Below are 26,096 nucleotides of genomic sequence, written 5' to 3'. Positions count from 1 at the left end.
GGCTTCGAGCGTTACAGAGTGTGTCGGGAAGCCCCGCAGCGGGGCTTCCCGACAGCGTCTCAGGCCGAACGGTAGCGCGGGAACGCGCCGGCGCCGGCGTAGCGCGCCGCGTCGGCCAGCTCCTCCTCGATCCGGAGCAGCTGGTTGTACTTGGCGACGCGGTCCGAGCGGGCCGGCGCGCCGGTCTTGATCTGGCCGCAGCCGGTGGCCACCGCCAGGTCGGCGATGGTGGTGTCCTCGGTCTCGCCGGAGCGGTGGCTCATCATGCACTTGAAGCCGGCCCGGTGGGCCAGGTCCACCGCGTCCAGGGTCTCGGTCAGCGAGCCGATCTGGTTGACCTTGACGAGGACCGCGTTCGCCGCCTTCTCCGCGATGCCGCGGGCGATCCGCTGCGGGTTGGTCACGAACAGGTCGTCACCGACGATCTGCACCCGGTCGCCGATCGAGGCGGTCAGGGTCTGCCAGCCGCTCCAGTCGTCCTCCGCCAGCGGGTCTTCGATCGACACGATCGGGTACTCGTCGGCCAGCTTCGTGTAGTAGGTGCTCATCTCCTCGGCGGACTTCGCGGCACCCTCGAACGTGTAGGTGCCGTTGTCGAAGAACTCCGTGGCCGCCACGTCGAGCGCGAACACGATGTCGGTGCCGAGCTGGTAACCGGCCTTCTCGACCGCCTCGGCGATCAGGTCCAGGGCCGCCGCGTTCGTCGGGAGGTTCGGCGCGAAGCCACCCTCGTCGCCGAGCCCGGTGGACAGGCCCTTCTTCTTCAGCACCGACTTCAGCGCGTGGTAGACCTCCGCGCCCGAGCGCAGCGCCTCACGGAACGTTGGCGCGCCGATCGGCGCGATCATGAACTCCTGGATGTCGACGTTCGAGTCGGCGTGCGCGCCACCGTTGAGGATGTTCATCATCGGCACGGGCAGGAGGTGCGCGTTCGGGCCGCCCAGGTAGCGGAAGAGGCTCAGCTCGGCGCTGCCGGCAGCGGCCTTCGCCACCGCCAGGGAGACCCCGAGGATGGCGTTCGCGCCCAGCTCCGACTTGCTGTCGGTGCCGTCGATGTCGAGCATCTTCTGGTCGATCAGCCGCTGCTCGCTGGCCTCGTACCCGATGATCTGGTCGACGATCTTGTCTTCGACGTTGGAGACCGCCTTCTCCACGCCCTTGCCCTGGTAGCGGTCGGCGTCACCGTCGCGCAGCTCGATCGCCTCGAAGGCGCCGGTGGAGGCGCCGGACGGCACGGCGGCGCGGGCGACCGTGCCGTCGTCCAGACCGACCTCGACCTCGACCGTCGGGTTACCCCGCGAGTCGAGAATCTCCCGGGCGACGATTCCCTCGATGGTTGCCACTAAGTCGCTCCTCGTTGTTGTGATCCGGTCCGTGGGTGGGCCGCGACGGTGCGGCTGAGGCAGGTGTTGAACGCAGCGTATCGGGCGGCGCGAACGGGCACGGCGTCGCCCGCGCACCCGGGTCACCCCGCGCTGACGGACATTCCCGGATTTCCGGGCGTCAACCGGCAACGGGTTTGCGCTGCACGGACCAAATCCACCAGGCTGGTCGCCATGCCCGCCGCCTCGACCACCCTCCGCATGCTCGCCGTGTCGGTCATCGCGTCGCTCACGGTCACCGGCTGTCAGACATTCGAGGACGCCGGAGTCGCCATGGGCCGCTCCGAACTCGTCAACGACCTCGCCGCCCGGCTCGATCGAGCACTGGAGTTGACGTACTCGGCCGACTACCAACTGCCCGGCGGCCAGCGCGCCGCGATCGTGCAGGCACAGGACCCGGCCCGGTCCGCCTACACCTACCCGGGCGGGCAGCTCACCGTCACCCCGGAGGCCATCACCCGGTGCACGACCACCGGCGCCCGCCCGCAGTGCACGTTGACCGTCCCGCCCACCCCGGGCGGCAAGCCCACGGTGACGCTGTTCGGCGAGGCCAACCGGCAGGGCCTCGTCACACCGCCGGTGGTCATCGGGCTGCTCACCGCCGCCGCGCTCGACCCGCAGGCGGTCCTCAAGCCGGGTGACACCACCGTCGCCGGGCACCACGCCGCCTGCGTGGCGGTGGAGAGCGCGTCCGGCGACTTCACCGCCTGCGTGACCACCGAGGGCGTGCTCGGCAGCTTCACCGGGTCGGTCGACGGCAAGCCCATGGAACTGGCCCTGAGCGACTACTCCACGACGGTCGACGAGGGCGCGTTCGAGCCGCCCGCCGGGGCCGGCGTCGTCGACCGCCGACCCGGCGGCTCCTGACCGACCCGCCGCCCCAGCTGCGCGTGCTCAGAGGCCGAGCAGGGTGCGCAGGTGGCGCGGGGGCGGGCAGTCGTGGGCGAGCATCGCGTCGTGCCAGTCGCGGACCGACACCCCGTCCGGGCGGGCGGCGGCGATCTCGGCCATCTCGCTGTACCCGACGAAGTACGTGGAGAGCTGGGTGGAGGTGAGCTGCGCGCGCCGCCACTTGCCGGCCGCCTCGCCCTCCTCCTGGAAACCGCGCCCGGTCATCAACGCCATCGCCTCGGCCTCGGGCAACTCCTCGGCGTGCACCAGCTGGTCGAGCAGCGCGTTGATGGTCATCCGGAGTTGCATCTTGAGCTGCTGCAACCGCACCGGCAGACCGCCGAAGCCGAGGCCCGTCATCACCTCCTCCGCGTAGACCGCCCAGCCCTCGATGAACGGGCCGGACTCGGCCAGCGCGCGGACCCGGGTGCCGCCGACGTAGCGGCGGGCGTGGGCGAGCTGGAGGAAGTGCCCCGGCACCGCCTCGTGCACCGTCAGATTGCGGATCATGTGGTCGTTGTATTCGCGGTAGAACGACTCGACCCGCTGCGCCGGCCAGTCCGACGGGGTGGGCGCGATGCAGTAGAAGGTCGGTAGCGCGGCAGCCTCCAGCGGGCCGGGCGCGTCGCAGTACGCCACCGCCACCCCCCGGGCGAACTCCGGCATCTCCTGGATCACGCACCGGTCGTCGACCAGGGTGACCAGGTCGTGCGCCCGGACGAAATCGGTCGCCTCGTCCAGCGTCACCCCGGCCAGCTCGACGATTGTCGCGTCGTTCGGGTGCTCGGCGGCGAGCAGGTCCAGCGCCCGACGTACTGTCGCGTCGTCGGCCGGGCCGCCGACCAGCTCGACGGCGGCCTCGCGGATCTGCGCGGTGACCCGGTCCAGGTTGGCCCAGGCGCGCCGCTGGATCTCGGCGGCGCCCAGCTCGGTGTCGAGGGTGTGCCAGAGTCGGGCCTCCCAGCGACGCCGGCCCAGTCGCGGGTCACGGCCAGGGCCGGCATCGGCGGCCAGACCGGTGCGCAGCCAGGCGACGAACTCGTCCAGCGCGGCGATCGCGGCGGTGGCCGCCGGCTCGACCCGGTCGAGGTGACTCGGTGCCTGGGCGAGCAGCGCCGGCAGCTCGTCGCGGATCAGGGCGGCCGTGCCGGTGAACTGCCCGACCGCCGTCTCCGCATGGATCCGCGGCATGTCCCGCAGCGTCGCGCGGGCGGTGGCGAGGGCGTCCGGTACGGCGGCGAGCCGGCCGGCCAGTTGGGTCAGCCGCACCTCCACGGGGGCGTACGGGCGGGCCAGCAGCGGGTGCAGGAGTGGGCCGGGGTTGTGTCGCAGCGGATCCCACTCGTGCGCGCGGATCTCGGTCAGCTCGAACAGCTCGCGGTCCACGAATGAGGTGAGCAGCGCGTGGTCGACCTGCTCGTCGACGTCGAGGGAATCCGGGTCCAGTTCGGACAGCGCGTTGGCCGCGTCGGAGAGCATCGCCCGGTCGGCGGTCAACCCGTCGGCGGACAGGTCCGGCAGGCGATCGTCGAACCGGTGATCCCCGGCAGCGGTGGCGACCCCCGGCCGCGACTCCAACAGCGCTTCGACGACCCGCTCAGCCAGCACCCCAAACGCTTCCACCCGCCCACCCTACCGACCACCCCGCCCCACTCGACCGGTTCCGCCGGTTCCGTCGATCATGAAGTTATTGCCGTCCGCCTCGGCGGGTCAGGGCAACAACTTCATGATCAACGCGGGTCTGGGGCTTCGGTTTGGCGGATTAGTTCGGCCTGGGTCAGGGTGGTGCGGCGCAGGGCTGCTTCGGGGTCCAGGCCGGCCTCGCGGGCTGCGGCCACCGCGGCCAGCAGGCTGGCACCCAACCTCGCCTCGGCGTCCGGCTCGGCGTCGGCCAGCGGCAGCGGCACCTCGACACCCCGGCGGGCGGCGCGGTCCAGGATCTGCGCCGCCAGGGCCAACGCGGGCTGACTCAGGGCCACGCCGTCCAGCACCGAGTGCCGGGCCTTCTCCCCGCGCTTGATCCGCTCCCAGTTCTCGGTGATCTCCTCCAGGCTGCCCACCTCGGCACCGGCGAAGACGTGCGGATTGCGCCGGATCATCTTGTCGACCAGGCCACCGGCCACGTCGTCGATGGTCCACCGCTCATCCTCGGGCAACTCCTCGGCGAGCCGCGCGTGCAGCACCACCTGCAACAACACGTCGCCCAACTCCTCGCGCAGCGCGTCGGTGTCGTCGGCGCTGATCGCGTCGTACGCCTCGTAGCTCTCCTCCAGCAGATAGCCGGCGAGGCTGCGGTGCGTCTGCGCCCGCTTCCACGGGTCGCCACCCGGAGAGGCCAGCCGATCCAGCACCGCCACCGCGTCGAGCAACCGGGCACCGGGCGGATCCCACGAGCCGTACATCAGCTCCATCTCGGCCAACCCCGGCTGCCGGGCCAGTCGCAGACCCAACTCCCGGGCCAGCGCCTCGTCGCCCGTCGGACCGGCCAGCCACACCACCGTGCCGTGCGTCGCCACCGCGTCCAGCAACGGCTGCGTCGCCGGGCCGTCCACCACCGTGACCTCCGCGCCCGCCTGGCGCACGGCCGTGACCAACTCGCCGTCCGCGCCGGTCAACACCGGGTGCTGGCGTACGACGTCCCAGGCCGCGGCGGTCAACAGGCCGGCGGGCAACCGGGGTGAGGTGACCAGGAGGACGATCCGTGCGGTCATTCTCAGCTGGCCGTGCCCTCGGCCTCCGGCGCCCCGGTCGGCTCCTCCGGGGTGGAAATGTCAGTGACCACGTCGGAGCCCGGCTCACCCAACGGCACGCTCACCGCGTGTGCGTCCTCGGTGAAGCTGAGCAGCGGCAACTCGAGCGGACGGTACCGAGGGCTGATGCTGACGTCGTAACGACCGACCGCCTCGGCCAGGATCCGCTTGGTCGCCAGCGCGCCGCGTAGCTGGTTGCCGTCGAGCTGCTGGGCGACCGCCTCATCGGTGACGTCGGCGGGGATCTTGCCGGCCGCCCGCCCGGCGGCGATCACGTCGGCGAGCTCCTCCTTGGTCGGCTCCACCGACTCGGCCGGCAACCCGGACAGGCAGGTGTACAACTTCGCCACCTGCCGCACGTAACCGGTTTCCGGGTCGAGGCGGAGCTCTTGGGCGGTCTGCTCAGCCGTCACCTGGCTGCGCGGCTGGTAGTTCTTCTCGGCGGAGAGCTTCTCGCACACCTTGGTCAGCACCATGGTCCGAACCACGTCGGCCACCCTGGGCAGCTTCGGTTGTGGCGCCTCGGGCTGCTCGCTGGCGGAGGATTCCGGCGTCGGGTTCTTCGTCCGCAGGTCCTTCATCGCGGCGGTGACCTGAACGTCGGTGATGCGCTGGTCACCGACGTAAGCGGCGATACCAGGCTCAGCACGGCAACCGGAGAGGGCGACGAGGCCGAGCGCCACAGTGGCGACGGCGGCAAGACGGCGAGCACGCATAGCCGTCACTCTCTCACGCCGTCACCCGGGGTTGTGACACCCCCCACCTCCGCCCATCCCACGACCAGGGACGGCGTCGACGCGCGACCGTCCCTGGTCGAGAGCACGCCGCCGGCTCAGGCGCTCGCGGCGACGGCCAGTGGGGCGGGGGCACCGAGCACATCGGAGAGCAGCTGCGCGCACCACTGGAGCAGCGCCTGATCCCGCAGCGGCTCACCGCCGATCCGACGCGTGCTCGGTCGGGGCACGCTGACCTGGTCGGTGGCCTGCTTGTAGACGGCATCCGGGTGGTAGCGCTTGAGCCGCAACTGCTTCGAGTCCGGCAACGGCAGTGGACCGAAGCGTACGTGCTTGCCCTGCATGGACACGTCGGTCAGACCGTAGCGGCGGGCCAGCAACCGGAACCGGGCCACCTCCACCAGGTTCTGCACTGGGGCCGGCGGCTCGCCGTACCGGTCGGTCATCTCGGCGATCACCTCACGCAGCCGCTCCTCGTCGCGCGCCTCGGCGAGCTTGCGGTACATCTCCAGGCGCAGCCGCTCCACGGCCACGTAGTCGTGGGGCAGGTGCGCGTCGACCGGCAGGTCGATCTTGACATCGGTCTCCTCCTCCGGCCGCTCACCCTTGAACGCGGAGACCGCCTCGCCGACCATCCGCACGTACAGGTCGAAGCCGACGCCCTCGATGTGCCCGGACTGCTCGCCGCCGAGCAGATTGCCGGCGCCCCGGATCTCCAGGTCCTTCATGGCCACGTACATGCCGGCACCCAACTCGGTGTGCTGGGCGATGGTCGCCAACCGCTCGTGAGCGTGCTCGGTGAGCGGCTTCTCCGGCGGGTAGAGGAAGTAGGCGTACGCCCGCTCCCGGCCCCGGCCGACCCGGCCCCGGATCTGGTGCAGCTGGGCCAGGCCGAGCAGGTCGGCCCGCTCCACGATCAACGTGTTGGCGTTCGGGATGTCGATGCCCGACTCGACGATCGTGGTGCAGACCAGGACGTCGAACTCCTTCTCCCAGAAGCCGACCATGACCTTCTCCAGGGCGTCCTCGGTCATCTGGCCGTGCGCCACGGCGACCCGCGCCTCGGGGACCAGCTCCCGCAGCCGCCGCGCGGCCCGGTCGATCGACTCGACCCGGTTGTGCAGGTAGAAGACCTGCCCGTCGCGGAGCAACTCGCGGTGGATGGACGCGGCCACCTGCCGGTCGTCCTGCGCGCCGACGAAGGTGAGCACCGGGTGCCGCTCCTCCGGTGGGGTGGCGATGGTGGACATCTCCCGGATGCCGGTGATCGCCATCTCCAGGGTGCGCGGGATCGGCGTGGCGGACATGCTGAGCACGTCGACCGACGCGCGCAGCGTCTTCAGGTGCTCCTTGTGCTCGACACCGAAGCGCTGCTCCTCGTCGACGATCACCAGACCCAACTGCTTGAAGCGGGTCGCCGTCTGCAACAGCCGGTGCGTACCGATGACGATGTCGACGGTGCCGTCGGCGACCATCTCCAGCGTCCGCTCGGTCTCCTTCGCCGTCTGGAACCGGGACAGCTGCCGGATCTGGACGGGGAACTGGCTCATCCGCTCGGCGAACGTGTTGTAGTGCTGCTGCACCAGCAGGGTGGTCGGCACCAGCACCGCCACCTGCTTACCGTCCTGCACCGCCTTGAACGCCGCCCGGACCGCGATCTCGGTCTTGCCGTAGCCGACATCACCGCAGATCAGCCGGTCCATCGGGACGGTCTGCTCCATGTCCCGCTTGACCTCGTCGATCGCGGCGAGCTGGTCCGGGGTCTCCTGCCAGGGGAAGGCGTCCTCCAGCTCACGCTGCCACGGCGTGTCCGGGCCGAACGAGTGCCCCTTGGACGCCTTGCGGGCGGCGTAGAGCTGGATGAGCTGCGCGGCGATCTCTCGAACCGCCTTGCGGGCCCGGGCCTTGGACTTCTGCCAGTCCGAGCCGCCCATCTTGTGCAGGGTCGGCTGCTCCCCGCCCACGTAGCGGGAGAGCTGGTCGAGCTGGTCGGTCGGGACGAACAACCGGTCGCCGGGCTGGCCCCGCTTGCTGGCCGCGTACTCGATGACCAGGTATTCGCGGCTGGCGCCGTTGACGGTGCGCTGCACCAACTCCACGTACCGGCCGATGCCGTGCTGCTCGTGCACCACGTAGTCGCCGGCCTTCAGCTCCAGCGGGTCGATGGTGTTGCGCCGACGGCTCGGCATCTTGCGCATGTCCCGCGTCGAGGTGCCCCGACCGCCGGTCACGTCGTTGCCGGTGAGCAGCACGAAGCGGGACGCCTCGTCGACGAACCCGCTGCTCAGCGCGCCACAGGTGACCACCAGATCGCCGGGGACGGGCGCGGTCGGCACCTCCTCGGTCAACCGGGCACCCAGGCCGGCGTCGCGCAGCACCTCCACCGCCCGCTGGGCGGGGCCGTGCCCTTCGAAGACCAGCGCGATCGACCAGCCCTCACCGGACCAGCGCTTGAGGTCCTCGACCACCCGTGCGGTCTCGCCGTGGTAGAGCGGTGCCGGCTGGGCGGCCAGGGTCACCGCGATGGCGTCGTCCGGCGTGACGGCGGCCTCCTCGGGTGCGTCCTCCCAGGGCTGCCGCGTCTCGGCCGTCTCCCCCTCCATCAGACCGAACGGGGACAGCGTCCACCACGGCTGACCGAGCTTGCCGGCGGCCGCGCGTACCTCGCCGAGGGTGCGGAAGGCGGCGGCGCCGACGTCCACCGGGGCCTGGCCGCCGACCGCGGCGGCGGCCCAGCTGGCCTGCAGGAACTCCTCCGAGGTACGCACCAGGTCGTGCGCCCTCGTGCGGATCCGCTCCGGGTCGCAGAGCAGCACGTGGGTGCCGGCCGGCATGGCGTCCAGCAGCAACTCCAGCGAGTCGGGGCCGACCAGTACCGGAGCGAGGGACTCCATCCCCTCCACCGGGATGCCCTCGGCCAGCTTGTCGAGGATCTCGGCCAGCTCGGGGTGCTGCTCGGCGAGCGCGGCGGCCCGGTCACGGACCGACGGGGTGAGCAGCAACTCCCGGCAGGGGGGCGCCCAGAGCAGCGGAACCTGCTCGATGGTCCGCTGATCGGCCACGGCGAAGGTGCGGATCTCCTCCACCTCGTCGCCCCAGAACTCGACCCGGGACGGGTGCTCGTCGGTGGGCGGGAAGACGTCCAGGATGCCGCCGCGCACCGCGAACTCGCCGCGCTTGGTGACCAGGTCGACCCGGGCGTACGCCATGTCGATCAGCCGGCGGGCGACGTCCTCCAGATCCGCCTCCTCGCCGGCGGCGAGCTGCACCGGTTCCAGATCACCGAGGCCCTTCAGCTGGGGCTGGAGCAGTGAACGGACCGGGGCGACGACCACCCGCAGCGGCCCGGTGCGGCCGTGCGCGTCGGCCGAATCGGGGTGCGCCAGCCGGCGCAGCACGGCCAGCCGCCGGCCCACCGTGTCCGAGCGTGGGGACAGCCGCTCGTGCGGCAGCGTCTCCCAGGAGGGGAAGACGACCACCTGCTCGGCCGGCAGCAACCCGCCGAGCGCGGCGGCCAGGTCGTCGGCCTCCCGGGTGGTGGCGGTCACCGCCAGCACCGGTCGCCCGGCGCCGTCGTTGTCGGCGGCGACCGCCGCGACGGCGAACGGGCGCAGCGCCGCCGGGGCGGTGATGTCGAGGCCGTCGACCTGGGCGGCACCGGAGCGCGCCAGGTCACGCGCCCGGGCCAGCCCGGGGTCGGCCAGGGCGGCGGTGAACAGACCGGTGAGCATGTGATCACATCCAGGGGAGTCGACGCACACGACGGCGGCCCCTCGTCCAGCCGGACGGGGGGTGCACGACAGCCAGCCTATCTCCGTCGACCCGCCAGCTCCGGCTTCCTGATCCACTCGACTTCACGGAAGTCGGGGCATCCGCGACACATGGACACCACGCCTTCCGTGAACCCGAGTGGATCTTCCGCCGGGCGACCGGTTGTCGCGCCGTCCTGGCGACTCTTGACCGCCGCCGGCAGGGCGTGGTCGGGTTTCGGGATGGGTGAGCAGTGGCGGGCGCAGTTCGACGCGGAGGTGACCTTCGCCAACGGCGGCGGGCTGCGTACCGAGGGCTTCCGGCTGGACATTCCTGGTCAGAACATCAGCGACGAGGATCTGGCGGCGCTGTTCGTCCGGCACCTGGGGCTGCTGATGGTCGCCGACGTGCGGATCAGCGCCAAGACGATCATCGAGGAGCCGCACAAGGGCGGCCGGGGTGTCGCCGTCGATCAGCCGACGCCCGCCCGGAGGCTGGTCGAGCTGAGCCACGTGATCAGCGACGGGATGACCACCCTGCCGGGTTGGCCGGGCCCCCGGATCACCGACTGGTTGACCTTCGCCGCCTCCCGGGAGCGGTACGCCCCGGGCACCGAGTTCCACGTGGCCCGAATCGACATGATCGCCAACACCGGCACCTACCTGGACACGCCCGCCCACCGCTGGGCCGGCCAGGACGACCTGACCGCTGTGTCGCTGGACCGCCTCGCCGACCTGCCGGGGGTGGTGGTCCGGGTGCCGGCCGGCACCCGAGCGGTGGACCGGCTCATGCTGGCCCCGTACGAGGTGGCCGGCCGGGCGGTGCTGCTGCACACCGGGTGGGACGTGCACTTCGGCACCGAGCGGTACGGCGCGCCGGAAGCGCCGTACCTGACCGGGGACGCCGCCCAGGCGCTGGTCGACGCCGGAGCGGCAGTGGTCGGCATCGACTCGATCAACATCGACGACATGAGCGCGACGGCTGGGGGCGTACGCCCCGCGCACAGCACTCTGCTCGCCGCCGGCATACCGATCGTGGAGCACCTGACCGGCCTGGACGCATTGCCGCCGAGCGGGTTCCGGTTCACCGCGGCCCCGCCGAGGGTGGCCGGCATGGGCACCTTCCCGGTCCGGGCCTTCGCCATCGTCAACCCCTGACCTCGCCCGCGACGCCGGCGAACGGTCGGACCGGACGTAGATCCACCGGCCACCCGGCCCGCCGGATCGCCCGGCGCGCCACAAAACCGGCCATAAGCTAACAAGGTGGACAAGGAATCGCCCGGCACGGCTCGCGACTGGTCACCGCGCAGCATCGGCCTGCTGTTCGGCACCTTCGTGCTGGCCACGGCCTTCATCGCGGCCTACGTCGGCGCGCTGCACCAGCCCACACCCCGCGACCTGCCGATAGGCGTCGTCTCCGCCGACCAGCGCGCCCAGGCGGCGCTCGACGCCATCCGCGGCCAGACCACCATCCTCAAGCCCGTCGAGTACGACGACGCGAGCGCCGCCGAGCACGGGCTGCTCAGCCGCGCGGTGTACGCCGTACTCAGCACCGGACCCGACAACGGCCTGCTCCTCACCGTGGCGAGCGCCTCCGGCCCGTCCGCCACCAGCGCGATCAAGGAGGTGCTCAGCACCGCCGCCGGCCGTACCGGCACCCCGTTACAGGTCGTCGACAAGGTGCCGGTCACCTCGGCCGACCCGCGCGGGGTGGTGCCCTTCTACCTGAACGTCGGGTACGTGCTCGGCGGCTACCTCGGCTCGACCGTGCTCGGGATCTCCGGCGGCACCACCCCCCGTACGGGCCGAAGAGCCGGGCTGCGCATCGCCGTCCTCGCGGTCTACAGCGTGCTGGTCGGCATCGCCGGCGCGGTCGTGGTCGGACCTGTGCTGGACATCTGGCACCACGACGTGCCGACGATCGCCGCCATCGGCGCGTTGGCCGTCTTCGCCGCCGCGATGTTCGCCAGCGCCATCCAGGGCTGGCTCGGTGTCGCGGGCACGGCGCTGGTCATCCTGCTGCTGGTGGTGCTCGGCAATCCGGGCTCCGGTGGCATCTACGCGCCCGAGTTCCTGCCGGGGGTGCTGCGCAGCATGCACCGGTGGAACGTCCCCGGGCTCGCCAACGACCTGACCAAGGCCGCGGTGTACTTCGACTGGCGATCGGCGGGTTGGCCGGCCTTGGCCCTCGGGATCTGGGCGGTGCTCGGCGGGCTCGGCCTGGTCAGCGCGAGCCTGGTCCGCGGTCGCCGGGCCGCCGCGTCCGCCCCCGGGACGACCCGCGCTGGCTCCTCGCCGGGCCACGGTGGCTGAGATCACGTCGGAAACACCCTCCCGACGGCAGTGGATCACCAGGGGGCCCTCCAGACATCCCCTGTGCGCGGATACCATCCAGTAAGTCGGACAGCGCTGTCCTTCGTACCCACGCAAGGGAGCGCATCGTGACCGACCAGCACGACCACGACGGCCCGGACGCCGCACTGCGCGCCGACATCCGCCGACTCGGCACCCTGCTCGGCCAGACCCTGGCCCGCCAGGAGGGTCGCCCACTGCTCGACCTCGTCGAGGACATCCGCGCCCAGGTCCGCTCCGACGCCCCGGCAGCCGCCCAGCGTCTCGGCGGGCTCGACGTGACCACGGGCACCAAGCTGGCCCGCGCCTTCTCCACCTACTTCCACCTGGCCAACATCACGGAGCAGGTGCACCGGGCACGGGATCTGCGCCGCCGCCGCGCGGTGCAGGGCGGCTGGCTGGACCAGGCCGCCAAGATGATCGCCGAGCGCGGGGTGCCGGCCGAGGAAATCGCCAACGCGGCTCGCCGACTGGCGGTACGACCGGTCTTCACCGCGCACCCGACCGAGGCGGCCCGTCGCTCGATCCTGTCCAAGCTGCGGGCGATCGCCGACGAGTTGGACACCGAGACCGCCAACGCGATCCTCTACGGCGCCAGCGACGAGGGCCCGGCCAACCGCCGGCTGGCCGAGTTGCTCGACCTGATGTGGCAGACCGACGAGCTTCGGCTCGACCGGCCGGACCCGACCGACGAGGCCCGCAACGCCATCTACTACCTGCGCGACCTGTACGCCGAGGCCGCCCCGCAGGTGCTCGACGACCTGGCCGACACGTTGCGCACGCTCGGTGTGGAGACCTCACCGACGGCCCGGCCGTTGAGCTTCGGCACCTGGATCGGCGGCGACCGGGACGGCAACCCGTTCGTCACCCCGGCGGTCACCCGCGAGGTGCTGACCATCCAGCACGAGCACGGCATCGCCGCCACCGAGAAGGCGATGGACCACCTGATCAACGAGGTCTCGGTCTCCCGCCGGCTGCGCGGGGTGTCCCTGGACCTCTCCGCCAGCCTCGCCGCCGACCTGGACGTGCTGCCCGAAGTGGCGCAGCGCTTCCGCCGGGTCAACGCGGAGGAGCCGTACCGGCTCAAGGCACGCTGCGTGAAGGCGAAGCTCGCCAACACGCGGCTGCGGTTGCGCCAGGGCACCGCGCACGTGCCCGGCCGGGACTACCGGGGCTCCGCCGAGCTGATCGCCGACCTGGACCTGCTGCGTGCCTCGCTGGCCCGCAACTCCGGGCAGCTCACCGCCGTCGGTCGGCTGGCCTCGACCATCCGCACCGTCTCCGCGTTCGGTCTGCACCTGGCCACCATGGATGTCCGGGAGCACGCCGAGGCGCACCACGCGGTGCTCGCTCAACTCTACGAGGCGGTCGGTGAGGTCTCCGACTACCCGGCGCTGACCCGGCTGGAACGCACCAAGCTGCTCGCCGACGAGCTGACCGGCCGCCGCCCGCTGTCGACCCTGGACACGTCGCTGTCGGAGCAGGCCCGCAAGACGTTCGACGTGTTCGGCACCATCCGGGAGGCACAGGACCGGTTCGGCACCGAGGTCATCGAGTCGTACATCATCTCGATGACCCTCGGCGTCGACGACGTGCTCGCCGCCGTGGTGCTGGCCCGCGAGGCCGGCCTGGTGGACGTGCACAGCGGGCGGGCCCGGATCGGGTTCGTGCCGCTCCTGGAGACCCCGGCCGAGCTGAACGCCGGCGGCGAACTCCTCGACGAGTTGCTGTCGCTGCCCGCGTACCGGGCGCTGGTGAGCGCCCGAGGCGACGTGCAGGAGGTGATGCTGGGCTACTCCGACTCGAACAAGGAAGCCGGGATCACCACCAGCCAGTGGTCGATCCACCGGGCGCAGCGCGCGCTGCGCGACGTGGCCGCCCGGCACGGGGTGCACCTGCGGCTGTTCCACGGCCGGGGCGGCACCGTCGGGCGCGGTGGCGGGCCGACGCACGAGGCGATCCTGGCGCAGCCGTACGGCACGTTGGACGGCGCGATCAAGGTGACCGAGCAGGGCGAGGTGATCTCCGACAAGTACACCCTGCCCTCGCTGGCCCGGGAGAACCTGGAGCTCACCCTCGCCGCGGTGCTCCAGGCGACCCTGCTGCACACCGCACCCCGGCAGCCAGCCGAGATGTTGGAGCGCTGGGACGCGACGATGGACGTGGTCTCCGAGTCGGCGTTCCGGTCCTACCGGTCACTCGTCGAGGATCCGGACCTGCCCGCGTACTTCTGGGCGTCCACCCCCACCGAACTGCTCGGCGCGCTCAACATCGGCTCCCGGCCGGCGAAGCGCCCGAACACCGGCGCCGGGCTGTCCGGGCTGCGGGCCATCCCGTGGGTGTTCGGCTGGACGCAGACCCGCCAGATCGTGCCGGGCTGGTTCGGCGTCGGCTCCGGGCTGGCCGCCGCCCGCGAGGCGGGGCTGGCGGACGTACTGGCCGAGATGCACCGCAACTGGCACTTCTTCCGCACGTTCCTGTCGAACGTCGAGATGATGCTGACCAAGACCGACCTGAGCATCGCCCGCCGGTACGTCGAGACGCTGGTGCCGAAGAAGCTGCACCCGATCTTCGAGCAGATCGAGCGGGAGTACGAGCTGACCAAGCGGGAGGTGCTGGCGGTCACCGCCGCACCGGCCCTGCTGGAGAACTCGCCGGTGCTCCAGCGCACCCTGGCCGTCCGCGACACCTACCTGGAGCCGCTGCACCACCTCCAGGTGGCGCTGCTGCGGCAGTACCGGGAGTCGGGCGCCGCCGGACGGGCCGTCGCCACCGCCCCGGGCGGCCGACGCGCGCCGAGCGACGGCACGGCCCTGGAACGCGCCCTGCTGACCACGGTGAACGGCATCGCCGCCGGAATGCGCAACACCGGCTGACCCGTCCCCAGCCCTCCAGCCCTCCAGCCCTCCAGCCGATCATGGAGTTGTGGTGCCTCGCGAAAGCCGCTAACAGCGGCAAAGCGGCCACCACAACTCCTCGATCGACCGATTGGGCGGGGGTCAGACCGATCGGGCGGGGGTCAGACCGACTGGGCGGGGGTCAGACCGACTGGGCGGGGGTCAGAAGTCGCCGCCGAAGTCGCCGAAGCCACCGAAGTCGCCGCCGCCGAAGTCCCCACCGGCGTAGTCGCCGCCGCCGAAGTCCCCACCCTGGTCGCCACCGCCGAAGTCGCCGCCGGGGTCGCCGCCTCCGTCGCCCTGGTCGAAGCCGTCACCGAAGCCCTCCTGATAGCCGGCGTCGTAGCCGTACCCGGGGTCGGCGAAGGCGGGCGAGAAGAGCGCATCGGCGATCAGGATGCCGCCGAGCACACCGGCGCCGGCACCCAGCGCGGTCTTCCACCACGGTGTCGAATACCAGCCGGCGGGCACCGGGCGACCCTGATAACGCCCACCGGGGTAGTAGTAGGGCGTCTCCCGGCCGGGTTGCGGCCCGGCCCGGAAGGTCTGCCCCTGCACGTCGACCTCGCGCTCCTTGGTGAGCTGCCCCACGCCCCGGGCGGCGACCAGGGTCGGCACTTCCGGGCCCGGGTCGATGCCCAGCGCCGTACGCGCCGCCCGGATGTAGGCCAGCCCTTCCAGCGCGGTCTCCCGGGCCAGCCCGAACTGGTGCGGCGTGGACGCCTGCTCCAGCTGAGAACCTGCCGCGTTGTACCGCTCACCGGCGTCGGCCAGCGCCTGACGTACCGCCGGTTCGTCGCCGTGCAGGTTCATCAGCTGGCCGCCGAGGCGCTCGTACCACCGTTGGGCCTCAGCGCGGGCGTCGCCGAGCTCGGTGCGCCGACGGGCGCCGGCCTGGGCGCGGATGAGCGCCGCGGCGCCCAGCGCGCCGACCAGCACGACGGCAAGGCAGAGCACAAGTTCCATGTCATCGAACGTACCCCCGGGTGTCACGTCGTATCCGTCTGGCAAGCTCCGGTGATGGACGTCTCGACGCTGCTCCTGGTGGTCGTGTGCCTCGGTGCCGGCGGGGCGGTGGGCTGGTTCGCGGCCCGGTCCCGTTCGGCGGCCGACATCGCCCGGCTGGACGCCACCCTGGCCGCCACCAGGGAGGGCGAGGGGCGACTGGAGCAGTCCATGCGGGCGTTGAGCTACGAGGCCACCGCGCAGTCCCAGGAGGCGGTGGCCCGGGCGGTCGCTCCGCTGCACGACACCCTGCGCCGTTACGAGCAGCGGGTGGCCGAGCTGGAGCACGACCGCGTCGACGCGTACGCCGAGCTGCGTGAGCAGGTCCGTTCGATGACCGCGGTCTCCGGTGAGCTGCGCACCGAGACGAAGCAGTTGGTGGCGGCGCTGCGCGCACCACAGGTGCGGGGCCGCTGGGGCGAGCATCAGCTACGCCGGATCGTCGAGGCTGCCGGCATGCTGGAGCACTGCGACTTCGCCGAGCAGGTCACCGCCGCCACCGACCAGCAGGTCGTCCGACCGGATCTGGTGGTCCGACTGCACGGTGGTCGTTCGGTGGTGGTGGACGCCAAGGCCCCGTTCGACGCGTACCTGACCGCCATGGAGGCCCGCGACGAGCGCGGCCGGGACACCCACCTCGACGCGCACGCGCGGCACCTGCGCGGGCACGTCGACGCGCTGGCCGCCAAGTCATACTGGTCGGCGTTCGACAGCGCACCCGAGTTCGTGGTGCTGTTCGTCCCGGCCGACCCGTTCCTCGACGTCGCGCTCCAACGTGACCCGACGCTGCTGGAGCACGCCTTCACCCGCAACGTGGTGCTCGCGACGCCGGCCACGTTGGTAGCCCTGCTCCGGACGGTCGCCTACTCCTGGCGGCAGGAGGCGCTGGCCCGCAACGCGCTCGCGGTGCACACCCTCGCCCGGGAGCTGTACGGCCGGCTCTCCACCCTGGGCGACCACGTGGGCAAGCTCGGGTCCTCGCTGGCCGGTGCGGTGACCGCCTACAACCGGGCGGTCGGCTCGCTGGAGGCCCGGGTGCTGGTCAGCGCCCGCAAGCTTGCCGAGTTGGGCGTCTCGGACGACGAGTTGGCCACGCCGGCCCAGGTCGAGTTGACGCCCCGGCAGCCGCAGGCGCCCGAGTTCACCGACGGTGAGGTGGGGGCCCGCTCGACCTCGATGTGACGGTGCGTATATCCACATGTCACGAGGTGGCCACAAGGGGCTGACCGGTAGTGACAGTACTCCAGGTCAGGGGTGAGTTGTCAGGACCGGCGGGCGCTCTCCACCACGAACGGGGTGCCCTGCTGGCAGGTGGTCATCATGCCGCGCTCCACCCGACCGGTGACCTCGACCCGCGCACCCGGCGTCAGCACGTCACGCGGGCCGTTGAGCAGCAGATAACCGTCGAGCAGTACGCAGCCGGGCTCCACGCCGCCCTGCACGGTGCCGCTCAGGGTGGTGGCTCCGACGCCCGGCGGCGTGCTCGGGCCGCCCGGTTTCGCGGTCTTCACCCCGGGCGGCGGGGTGGGGGTGACGCTCTCGGGCAGGCCGGTCGGGTCGGGCGTGGGCTGGCTGGTCACCGGCTGCGCTCCCGTCGGTGTCGGGGTGGGTGTGCCGTCCCCGACGCCCTGGCCACCGCAGGCGCTCAGCGCCACGCAGACGGCCAGCGCGGGAACGACGAGCCGAAGAGTCCTCATGCCGGATCTGACGTACGCCAACCTGGGTTCGTTCCCGTGCTCAGCCGCGCGCCGCGGCGGCCTTCATGTCCCGCTTCAGCTCCTGCGGAAGCGAGAACGTGAGCCGCTCGTTGGCGGTGGTGATCTCCTCGACGTCGGCGAAGCCGCGCGCGGCGAGGTGCGCCAGCACGTCCTGGACCAGGTCGTCGGGGACACTCGCGCCCGAGGTCAGGCCGACCGTGGTGGCCCCCTCCAGCCAGGCGTCGTCGATCTCGTGCGCGAAGTCGACCAGGTGACCGGCGCGAGCGCCGGCGTCGAGCGCGACCTCGACCAGGCGCACCGAGTTGGAGGAGTTCGTCGAGCCGACCACGATCACCACGTCGCAGTCGGCGGCGATCTCCTTGACCACGTGCTGCCGGTTGGAGGTGGCGTAGCAGATGTCGTCGCTGGGCGGGGACTGCAACAGCGGCAGCCGCTGCTTGAGCCGGGCCACCGTCTCCAGCGTCTCGTCGACCGAAAGCGTCGTCTGGGAGAGCCAGACCACCTTTTCCGGATCACGAACGGTGATCTTGTCGGCGTCGTCCGGGCCGTCCACCAGCTGGATGTGCGCGGGGGCCTCGCCAGCGGTGCCGATGACCTCCTCGTGCCCCTCGTGGCCGATGAGCAGGATGTCGTAGTCCTCGGCCGCGAAGCGTCGCGCCTCGTGGTGCACCTTGGTGACCAGCGGACAGGTCGCGTCGATCGCCTTCAGCGAGCGCGCCTTGGCCTGCTCGTACACCTCCGGCGCCACGCCGTGCGCGGAGAAGATGACGGTGGCGCCCTCCGGCACCTCCTCGTTCTCCTCCACGAAGATCGCGCCCTGGGCCTCCAGGGTCTGCACCACGTGCTTGTTGTGCACGATCTGCTTGCGCACGTAGATCGGAGCGCCGTAGAGCTTCAGCGCCTCCTCCACGGTCTGCACCGCGCGGTCGACACCCGCGCAGTAGCCGCGGGGCTTGGCCAGGAGCACGCGCTTGCCGGTCCGGTGAGTCGCCTGAGCCTCAGTCACCACCCCATCGTACGTGCCGGCTTTCCCACCGGCAGCGGGCCGCGACCCGCCCAGAATCCCGGTGATCAAGAGGTTTGCGTCAAAAACGCGCCCCGCGCTGACGCAAACCTCTTGATCACCGGGAGGGTCCGTAGGGTGGGCGGGTGAGCGGAGACGGGCGGGTGGGGAGCGGCGGGGCCAGCAGCGCCGAGGAGCCTTGGCCGGTACGGGTGGTCAGCCAGAAGGTGGGGGCCTGGATCGCCAGGCTGGGCTGGGTGTGGGTGGACGGCCAGGTGGCGCAGATCAGCCGTCGCCCCGGGGCCAGCACCGTCTTCCTCACCCTGCGTGACCCGTCGGCCGACCTGAGCCTGACCGTCACCACCAACCGGGACGTCCTGGACGCCGGCGCGCCGGAGCTGCGTGAGGGCGCCCGGGTGGTGCTGCACGCCAAGCCGGAGTTCTACGCCGCCCGGGGCACGCTGAGCCTGCGGGCTGACGAGATCCGCCAGGTGGGGCTCGGGGAGCTGCTGGCCCGGCTGGAGAAGCTCAAGAAGCTACTCGCCGCCGAGGGGCTCTTCGACCGCGCCCGCAAGCGTCGACTGCCGTTCCTGCCCGGCCGGATCGGGCTCATCACCGGTCGCGCGTCGGCGGCGGAACGGGACGTGCTGACCAACGCCCGCCGGCGCTGGCCCGCGGTGGAGTTCCGGACGGTGAACGTGGCCGTGCAGGGCCCGTCGGCGGTCCCGCAGATCGTCGACGCGCTCAAGGTGCTCGACGCCGACCCGAGCATCGATGTGATCATCATCGCCCGGGGTGGCGGCGGCATCGAGGACCTGCTGCCCTTCTCCGACGAGGCGCTCTGCCGCGCGGTGTTCGGCTGTCGTACGCCGGTGGTCAGCGCGATCGGCCACGAGACGGACGCGCCACTGATCGACTACGTCGCCGACGTACGCGCCTCCACACCGACCGATGCGGCGAAACGGGTCGTCCCCGACCTCACCGAGGAGGTACGCCTCATCGGTCAGGCCCGGCACCGCCTCGAACGGGCGGTGCGCAACCTGGTCGACCGGGAGACGCACCGGCTGGACGGGCTGCGTTCCCGGCCGGTGCTGGCCCGGCCCCAGGTGATGGTGGAGCACCGGGCGACCGAGCTGACCGCGTTGCGGCAGCGGGCCGGCCGCTGCCTGGAGCACCGGCTGACCGCCGCCGATGACGACCTGCGGCACACCCTCGCCCGGCTGCGCGCCCTCTCCCCCGCGGCCACCCTCGACCGGGGGTACGCGATCGTGCAGCGCGCGGACGGCCACGTGGTCCGCGCGGCAGCGGAGGTCGGCAAGGGCGACCCGCTGCGGGTACGACTGGCCGACGGCGAGTTGGCCGCCACTGTCGATGGCTGAGTGGCGACGCGGCGCGGCGGGGAGTGGTGTGCTGAGATGAACGCGATGACTGACGACACGAAGGCCGGGCCGGACGAGCGGCTCAGTTACGAGCAGGCCCGCGCCGAGCTGGCCTCGGTGGTGGAGCGGCTGGAGGCCGGCGGCACGTCCCTGGAGGAGTCGCTGGCGCTCTGGGAGCGCGGCGAGGCGTTGGCGGTGATCTGTCAACGCTGGCTGGATGGCGCGCGGGCGCGGATCGACGCCGCCCGGCAGGAGCCGGCTTCCTGACCGCCAGCCAGGGCGACTGACCGCAGCCAGCGCGACTGACACCGCAAGGGGCGACTGCCGCCCTCGATGAGCACGGCTGGAACCGCCGGTGGGGCGGCCGGAGCCACCCCACCGGGGGACGTCAGTTGAACAGGCTGTACAGCTCGGCGGGCGCCTCGACGACCTGGTCCGCCGGCGGCTTCTGCGCGGCGGTGGCGGCGCCGTAGTCGGAGTACGTCATCTTGATCTCCTGAGCGGGGGTCTGCCCGGCGGCCGGCAGTTGCAGCACCAGCTCGCTGAGGCGGCCCTGCGGGTCGACCTTCGCGGTGAACGGGACGGTCTTCGCCTGGGTGCCCAACGCGGCGATCGTGGCGGCGTTCAACGAGCCCGCCTCGGCGGCCTTGGTGACGTCGATGGTGCCGGCGTACGTGCCGGTGCCGGTGCTGCGGACCTCGGTGATGCCCTGGGTGAGCACCGCGCTGCCGGCCGGGTCGACCTTCTCGAAGTCGAAGCCGAGGTTGCGGTTGCCCTTGATCCGGTTCTGGTCCAGGTGCTGGTACTTGCCGAGGTTGAGCTGCTTGATGGCGGGCAGGCTGTTGGCGGTGGGGCCGGTCAGCTCCAGCTTGACCCAGCTGTCCGGCTTGTAGTGGATCACGTCGAGCTTCATCGCCAGGTCGGACGAGGGCCCACCGATCGCGATCTTCAGGGCCGCGCTCTGGCTCGGCTGGTGCACCAGCCCTTCCGCCGTCGAGCCGGCACCCGCCAGGGTGAACCGGAAGTTCCCGTTGCTGATCTCCTTGGTGGAGTCGAGCAGGGCCTGCTTCGCGTCGCCCGCCACCGGGGCACCGGACGGGCTCGCCGAGCCGGACGCGCTCACCGTCGGGGACGGCGTCGATCCGGCGGTGCCGGTTCCGCTGGCGCAGGCGGCCAACGCGGGCGTGATCAGAGCGGCGGCTACCAGGCCGGCGCCGAGTCGTCGAACAGTCATTCGTGTCTCCCAAGGGGGTCACCCGACGACCTGGACGGCGTCGGAAACCGGGCGACGCAGCAGCACCGTCGGCTGCGTCGCGCGATCCGGGCCGAGCGGCGCGCCCGGATCACCCCCTCCTTGTTCCCTGTCGACGCGTCGGACAATCACCCTTCGGGCTGGTTGCCCAGATTCGGTGCCCGATCGCCGGCTCCGGTCAGCGCAGCGAGCCGGCCAGTTCGCGGAGTTCGTTGTCCCGGGCGTCGCCGACGACGATCACCGTGCGGGTCGGTTCCAGCAGGACCAGGGCCTGCTGGTTTCCCCGGGCCGTGTAGAGCTGCCAGGTGCGCCCGGCCAGCTCGGTGGGGCCCTGCGGCTGGCCCTGACGGGTCAGCTCGGCGGGGAGCAGCCGGTCCGCCGGGACGTTGCTCTGCAACAGTTGGACGCCCCGCCCCTCCGGCGTGAGGTAGCCGAGGCGCAGGTTCGCACCGCCCTCGACGCTCTGGTAGCGGGCGCTGACCGTCGTCCAGTCGGCGCTGAGCCCCTGCGGCTGGCTCACCGGGAAGGCGTTCGCCGACCGGGCCTGCTCGATGGCGGGCGCCGGATCGACGGTGGTGGGCTGGTCACCGCCGAGGAATCCCCGGTAGAAGGCGATCAGGAGCGCGATCGGGACGAGCAGCACCAGCAGCGAGATCGCCATGTCCTTCGGCGACCGCTCGGACTTGCCGGCCACCACCGGCGGCGGTGGGGTCGGATCGGTCGCGGCGGGCTCACCACCGGCGCCGGCGGGGACGTCGACCGGCGGCTGAGCGTCGGGCGGCGTGCTGTCGGCGGGTACGCGGTCGGCTGGCTGTGCGGGTTCCACCCCTCCATCTTCGCAGCCGCCCGACCGGCGGTATCCGCGCCATCACCGCCCCGCGCCGACGCCCGGTCGGCCATCGTGTGAGGATCAGCGACAAAGCCGGCAGTGAGGGCCTCCCCACCGCCGGTCGTCCCCGCACCGTCGCGAGGAGGAGTAGCCGTCATGACGAACACCAGGACGCGTATCCCACAGGATCTCGACCGTAACCTTGCCCTCGACCTGGTCCGGGTCACCGAGGCCGCGGCGATGGCCGCCGGTCGGTGGGTCGGTCGGGGCGACAAGGAGGGCGGCGACGGGGCCGCGGTCGACGCGATGCGCAAGCTGATCAACTCGATCCAGATGCGCGGTGTGGTGGTGATCGGCGAGGGCGAGAAGGACAACGCCCCGATGCTCTTCAACGGCGAACACGTCGGCGACGGCACCGGCCCGGAGGTGGACGTCGCCGTCGACCCGGTGGACGGCACCACCCTGATGAGCAAGGGCATGCCGAACGCCGTGGCGGTGCTCGCCGTCTCCGAGCGGGGCGCCATGTTCGACCCCAGCGCCGTGTTCTACATGGAGAAGCTCGCCGTCGGCCCGGCGTACGCGGACGTGATCGACATCAACGCCGGGGTGGCCGAGAACCTGCGCCGGATCGCCAAGGTCAAGGGCACCGACGTCTCCGAGGTGACCGTCTGCGTGCTGGACCGCAGCCGCCATGACGACCTGGTCGCGCAGGTCCGCCGCACCGGGGCGGGTATCCGGTTCATCTCCGACGGCGACATCGCCGGCTCCATCGCGGCCGCCCGGGGCGAGTCGGACGTCGACGTGTTGATGGGCATCGGCGGCACCCCGGAGGGGATCATCTCCGCGTGCGCGCTGAAGTGCATGGGCGGTGCGATGCAGGCCAAGCTCTGGCCGCGCGACGAGCAGGAACGGGAGAAGGCGATCGCCGCCGGGCACGACCTGGACCGGGTGCTGGGCACCGACGATCTCGTCACCGGCGACAACTGCTTCTTCGTGGCGACCGGGGTCACCTCCGGCGACCTGCTGCGCGGGGTGCGTTACCGGGCGGGCGGCGCGTACACCCAGTCGATCGTGATGCGCTCGAAGAGCGGCACCATCCGGGTGATCGACTCGTACCACCGGTTGGAGAAGCTGGCGCTCTACTCCGCTGTCGACTTCGACGGTCGTCCGCTGGCCGAGCAGGAGTGACAACCACCGACACGGCGACCCCGCAGACCCTGTCGGCCGCCCGCCGGATCACCGGCGTCGCGCTGGCGTCGGCCTCCGGGGTCGCGGTGGCGGTGCAGTCGCGCATCAACGGCGAGCTGGGGGTACGCCTCGACGACGGTTTCGCCGCCGCGGTGGTGTCGTTCGGCATCGGCCTGCTGGTGCTGCTGGTGCTGGTGCCCGCGACCCCCGGCGGTCGACGGGGGCTGGCCGCGACGCGGCGGGCCCTGCGGACGGGCACGCTGCGGCCGTGGCAGTGCCTCGGCGGCATGTGCGGCGCGTTCCTGGTGGCCACCCAGGGGCTCACCATCGGCACGTTGGGCGTGGCGGTCTTCACGGTGGCGGTGGTCGCCGGCCAGACCGGCAGCAGCCTCTTCGTGGACCGGGCCGGGATCGGGCCGACCGGCCGGCAGCCGGTCACCGCGCAGCGGCTGGTCGGTGCGGTGCTCACCGTGCTGGCGGTCGGCCTGGCGGTCGGCGACCGACTTGGCGACCCGGGCGCGTTGGCGCTGGCCCTGCTGCCGCTGCTCGCCGGGGTGGGCATCGCCTGGCAACAGGCCGTCAACGGCCGGGTCCGGGCGGCGGCCGACAGCGCGTTGACCGCCACGCTGGTCAACTTCGTGGTCGGCACGGTCACCCTGCTCGTCGCGTTCGCGGTCGACATCGCCGTACGCGGCTGGCCCGGCGGCCACCTGCCGACCGAGCCGTGGCTCTATCTGGGCGGCCCGATCGGCATCGTGTTCATCGCGATCGCCGCCGCGATCGTGCGCTTCACCGGTGTGCTGCTGCTCGGCCTGGCCACCATCGCCGGGCAGATCGTGGGCGCCGTCCTGCTGGATCTGAGCCTCCCCACGGCCGCCTCGCACCCCGGTGTGAACACCCTGCTCGGGGCGGCGCTGACAATGGTGGCCGTGCTGGTCGCCGCGCTCGCCCCGCCGTCGGGCCGCTGAGCCGTCAGCGGACCGGCGACGCAACGGGCGCGGGTCGGCGCACCGGGATGCGTACCTCGACCATCGGGCGGGGACGCGGCCGGACCTGATCGCCTACCCCGACTCCGCTGACGGATCCGGCACGGAAGGCCGCAGCACGGGATAGGACGGCTCCGGCGGATCTGTTGACGTCGGGGGCGTTCCAGACGGCAACCGATCTGGCGGTTGAACCGGATAGGGCGGATCGGCCACCGCGGGCGGACGCGCCGGATAGCGCGGGTCGAACACCGCGGGCGGACGCGCCGAATAGGGCGGATGGAACACCGCAGGCGGACGCGCCGGATAGGGCGGGTCGAACACCGCAGGCGGACGCGCCGGATAGGGCGGGTCCGGCAGGTACCGGCCCTCGAACGCGGTGGCCGGGTCGAACAGCCTGGCGATCCGGACGGCGAGCAGCAGGCCCGGCACCAGAGCCAGCAGGGAAAGCCCCACCGCGATCCTGCTCTGCGCAGGGTTACCGGCCAGCCAACCGGCGAGCGGCAGCAACGACAGGAGCGCGGTGAGCAGCAGCCCGGTAAGTGCCCACCTGATCCATCGGCTCGGCACACCCACGCGAGAGGCTCCGACGAGCATGACCGTCGCTGTCACGACGCCGATGGGCAGAACGACGAACAGCAGCGCCATACCCGTCGAGGAGTCGTCGTTGCGCTCCCAGGCCCCAGCCAGGACGATCCCCGCGACCAGCATCGCCCCACCGCCGGCAACCCCCCACCCGCGCGGGCCTCCACCGCGGCGAATCGCCAGGTGACCAGCGAGCACGGTGACTATGACGCCGAGGGTCAGCGCGAGCGCGAGGGCGAGCTGCAGGTCCGTGTCACGGCTGGCGAGCCCTCCGTCCACCGAGGGCGGGTCGTACCAGCTGCTGCCGTCCACTTCCGAATAGTGGGGGAAGCCGTCGCGTTGCCATCCGCCGTCCGGCCGCCGGTGCAGGATGCCCTCCCGTCCGTTGGCGACCAGCACCTCGTGGCCGCCGCCGACGGCGGGATAGACGATCAGGTCGCGGGAAGCGAAGTGCCGGCGGATGTCACCCGGGTTGTGATAGCGGCGGGCCAACTCCTCGCGGCGCGCGTCCGACACCTCCCAGGCCACCTGCCAGGTCAGGCCGGCGTCGTCACTCTGCTCCACCCGCAGGTGGTCGGCGACCGCCCGGTAGCACCGCTGCGGCTCGGTCGGCACACACGCCTGCCGCTGCCCGGGGCCCTGGCGGGCCAACCGCATCTTCTCGGCCTCCACCGCGGGCCGCCACGTGGTTCCCCCGTCCTGGCTGATCAACCATCGACCGTCAGCCGGCCCGTCCGGCCAGGTCCGGTCGTTGTATCCCACGTCGATCGAGACCGCCGGGTGACCGTCAAGCAGGGCGGTGCCCACGGCGTAGGGGTATTGGTACGGACTGGTGGCGGCCACCGCGAAGACCGCCGGTGGCAGCACCACCAGCATCCGGACCAGCCGGGCGGCCCGTCGACGCACCGGCCGCCTCCGCGACCGCGTCCAACTCCACCAGGCCAGGCCGAGCGCCGGCAGGGTGAGCAGGTCGGTCCAGTCGGCCCGGACCAGCGAGGGTCCGGCCAGCACGGTCCAGGCCGAGGAGGCGAGTTCGGCGGCGTACCCGCTGGATTTGACGACCGCGAACCCGGCACCCACCACGATCAGGCCGGCCAGCGCGGCGGCCCGGGCCGGCAGTCGCGGCACCAGGAGCGTCAGCAGCACCGCGACAAGCGGTGGTGCCAGCACCAGGCCGGCTACGTCGCTCAGTTTGCCGGTCAGCAGGCCGGGGAAGGCCGCCTTCAACACGTGATCGTTGACCAGCAGCAGAATCAGCGCGAACAGGGTGCCGGGGTGGCAGAGCCAGGACAGCGTGGCCGGCGCGCCGTCCCGCGGTGTCGTGGAACCCGTCATCGTTTCAGGATCCGGTCGACCAGTCTCGATCCGGACTCAGGTCGGCGTGGGTCCGATACCGACG

The 26,096-nt window shown here is 71.9% G+C and carries 20 protein-coding genes; 9 read left to right on the top strand and 11 right to left on the bottom strand.

Annotated features, from left to right (window positions below):
* Window positions 1–59: 59 nt before the first annotated feature.
* Window positions 60–1,343, bottom strand: coding sequence for a phosphopyruvate hydratase (gene eno / locus EV382_RS29830; RefSeq protein ID WP_130407360.1), 1,284 nt, complete (start codon window positions 1,341–1,343; stop codon window positions 60–62).
* A 213-nt stretch (window positions 1,344–1,556) separates the two neighbouring features.
* On the opposite strand from eno, the gene EV382_RS29825 reads away from it, so the two are divergent.
* Window positions 1,557–2,249: a hypothetical protein gene (locus EV382_RS29825; RefSeq protein ID WP_130407358.1), complete on the top strand. Its 693-nt coding sequence runs from the start codon at window positions 1,557–1,559 to the stop codon at window positions 2,247–2,249.
* Window positions 2,250–2,276: 27 nt separating this feature from the next.
* Here EV382_RS29825 and EV382_RS29820 read toward each other — a convergent pair whose 3' ends face one another.
* The 4 genes from EV382_RS29820 to mfd form a co-directional block, all read right to left on the bottom strand.
* Window positions 2,277–3,896 (bottom strand): DUF885 domain-containing protein, encoded by a 1,620-nt coding sequence (locus EV382_RS29820; protein WP_130407356.1) that lies wholly within the window; start codon window positions 3,894–3,896, stop codon window positions 2,277–2,279.
* A gap of 107 nt (window positions 3,897–4,003) precedes the next feature.
* Window positions 4,004–4,984 carry a nucleoside triphosphate pyrophosphohydrolase gene (locus EV382_RS29815; protein ID WP_130407354.1) on the bottom strand — a complete coding sequence of 327 codons (981 nt, stop codon included), beginning with the start codon at window positions 4,982–4,984 and terminating at the stop codon, window positions 4,004–4,006.
* A gap of 2 nt (window positions 4,985–4,986) precedes the next feature.
* On the bottom strand, window positions 4,987–5,739 hold the full coding sequence (locus EV382_RS29810; RefSeq protein ID WP_130407352.1) for a hypothetical protein: 753 nt from the start codon (window positions 5,737–5,739) through the stop codon (window positions 4,987–4,989).
* 116 nt (window positions 5,740–5,855) lie between these two features.
* Window positions 5,856–9,488 (bottom strand): transcription-repair coupling factor, encoded by a 3,633-nt coding sequence (gene mfd, locus EV382_RS29805; protein ID WP_130407350.1) that lies wholly within the window; start codon window positions 9,486–9,488, stop codon window positions 5,856–5,858.
* 261 nt (window positions 9,489–9,749) lie between these two features.
* On the opposite strand from mfd, the gene EV382_RS29800 reads away from it, so the two are divergent.
* From EV382_RS29800 to ppc, 3 genes are all read left to right on the top strand, one after another.
* Window positions 9,750–10,664: a cyclase family protein gene (locus EV382_RS29800; RefSeq protein ID WP_130407348.1), complete on the top strand. Its 915-nt coding sequence runs from the start codon at window positions 9,750–9,752 to the stop codon at window positions 10,662–10,664.
* 105 nt (window positions 10,665–10,769) lie between these two features.
* Entirely contained in the window at window positions 10,770–11,819 is a 1,050-nt protein-coding gene (locus EV382_RS29795) for an ABC transporter permease (protein ID WP_130407346.1), read from the top strand.
* A 128-nt stretch (window positions 11,820–11,947) separates the two neighbouring features.
* Window positions 11,948–14,734: a phosphoenolpyruvate carboxylase gene (gene ppc / locus EV382_RS29790; protein WP_130407344.1), complete on the top strand. Its 2,787-nt coding sequence runs from the start codon at window positions 11,948–11,950 to the stop codon at window positions 14,732–14,734.
* A gap of 183 nt (window positions 14,735–14,917) precedes the next feature.
* On the opposite strand, the gene EV382_RS29785 is transcribed toward ppc, so the two are convergent.
* Window positions 14,918–15,721: a hypothetical protein gene (locus EV382_RS29785; RefSeq protein ID WP_130407342.1), complete on the bottom strand. Its 804-nt coding sequence runs from the start codon at window positions 15,719–15,721 to the stop codon at window positions 14,918–14,920.
* A 54-nt stretch (window positions 15,722–15,775) separates the two neighbouring features.
* Between EV382_RS29785 and EV382_RS29780 the strand changes: the two genes are divergently transcribed.
* Window positions 15,776–16,942 carry a DNA recombination protein RmuC gene (locus tag EV382_RS29780; protein WP_130407340.1) on the top strand — a complete coding sequence of 389 codons (1,167 nt, stop codon included), beginning with the start codon at window positions 15,776–15,778 and terminating at the stop codon, window positions 16,940–16,942.
* 80 nt (window positions 16,943–17,022) lie between these two features.
* Here EV382_RS29780 and EV382_RS29775 read toward each other — a convergent pair whose 3' ends face one another.
* Together EV382_RS29775 and EV382_RS29770 are read right to left on the bottom strand one after the other, a co-directional pair.
* A complete protein-coding gene (locus tag EV382_RS29775; RefSeq protein ID WP_130407338.1) occupies window positions 17,023–17,457 on the bottom strand; it encodes a hypothetical protein in 435 nt (144 codons plus the stop codon).
* Window positions 17,458–17,497: 40 nt separating this feature from the next.
* Entirely contained in the window at window positions 17,498–18,484 is a 987-nt protein-coding gene (locus EV382_RS29770; protein ID WP_130407336.1) for a 4-hydroxy-3-methylbut-2-enyl diphosphate reductase, read from the bottom strand.
* A gap of 143 nt (window positions 18,485–18,627) precedes the next feature.
* Here EV382_RS29770 and xseA point away from each other — a divergent pair, with 143 nt between their 5' ends.
* Window positions 18,628–19,860, top strand: coding sequence for an exodeoxyribonuclease VII large subunit (xseA, locus tag EV382_RS29765; RefSeq protein ID WP_244236849.1), 1,233 nt, complete (start codon window positions 18,628–18,630; stop codon window positions 19,858–19,860).
* A gap of 45 nt (window positions 19,861–19,905) precedes the next feature.
* Entirely contained in the window at window positions 19,906–20,127 is a 222-nt protein-coding gene (locus EV382_RS29760; protein ID WP_030328827.1) for an exodeoxyribonuclease VII small subunit, read from the top strand.
* Window positions 20,128–20,248: 121 nt separating this feature from the next.
* On the opposite strand, the gene EV382_RS29755 is transcribed toward EV382_RS29760, so the two are convergent.
* Window positions 20,249–21,094, bottom strand: coding sequence for a hypothetical protein (locus EV382_RS29755; protein ID WP_130407334.1), 846 nt, complete (start codon window positions 21,092–21,094; stop codon window positions 20,249–20,251).
* 196 nt (window positions 21,095–21,290) lie between these two features.
* On the bottom strand, window positions 21,291–21,938 hold the full coding sequence (locus EV382_RS29750; RefSeq protein WP_130407332.1) for a DUF4245 domain-containing protein: 648 nt from the start codon (window positions 21,936–21,938) through the stop codon (window positions 21,291–21,293).
* Between the two features lie 159 nt (window positions 21,939–22,097).
* On the opposite strand from EV382_RS29750, the gene glpX reads away from it, so the two are divergent.
* Both glpX and EV382_RS29740 read left to right on the top strand, forming a co-directional pair.
* The gene (glpX, locus tag EV382_RS29745) at window positions 22,098–23,129 is read left to right on the top strand and encodes a class II fructose-bisphosphatase (RefSeq protein WP_130407330.1); all 1,032 of its coding nucleotides are present in this window, start codon (window positions 22,098–22,100) and stop codon (window positions 23,127–23,129) included.
* On the top strand, window positions 23,126–24,097 hold the full coding sequence (locus EV382_RS29740) for a DMT family transporter (RefSeq protein WP_130407328.1): 972 nt from the start codon (window positions 23,126–23,128) through the stop codon (window positions 24,095–24,097). Before glpX ends, EV382_RS29740 begins: the two co-directional genes overlap by 4 nt.
* A gap of 93 nt (window positions 24,098–24,190) precedes the next feature.
* On the opposite strand, the gene EV382_RS29735 is transcribed toward EV382_RS29740, so the two are convergent.
* On the bottom strand, window positions 24,191–26,032 hold the full coding sequence (locus EV382_RS29735) for a hypothetical protein (RefSeq protein ID WP_130407326.1): 1,842 nt from the start codon (window positions 26,030–26,032) through the stop codon (window positions 24,191–24,193).
* Between the last annotated feature and the right edge of the window lie 64 nt (window positions 26,033–26,096).

The sequence above is a fragment of the Micromonospora violae genome (assembly GCF_004217135.1).
Taxonomy (GTDB): domain Bacteria; phylum Actinomycetota; class Actinomycetes; order Mycobacteriales; family Micromonosporaceae; genus Micromonospora; species Micromonospora violae.
This window is presented reverse-complemented; position numbering and strand designations above follow the sequence as displayed.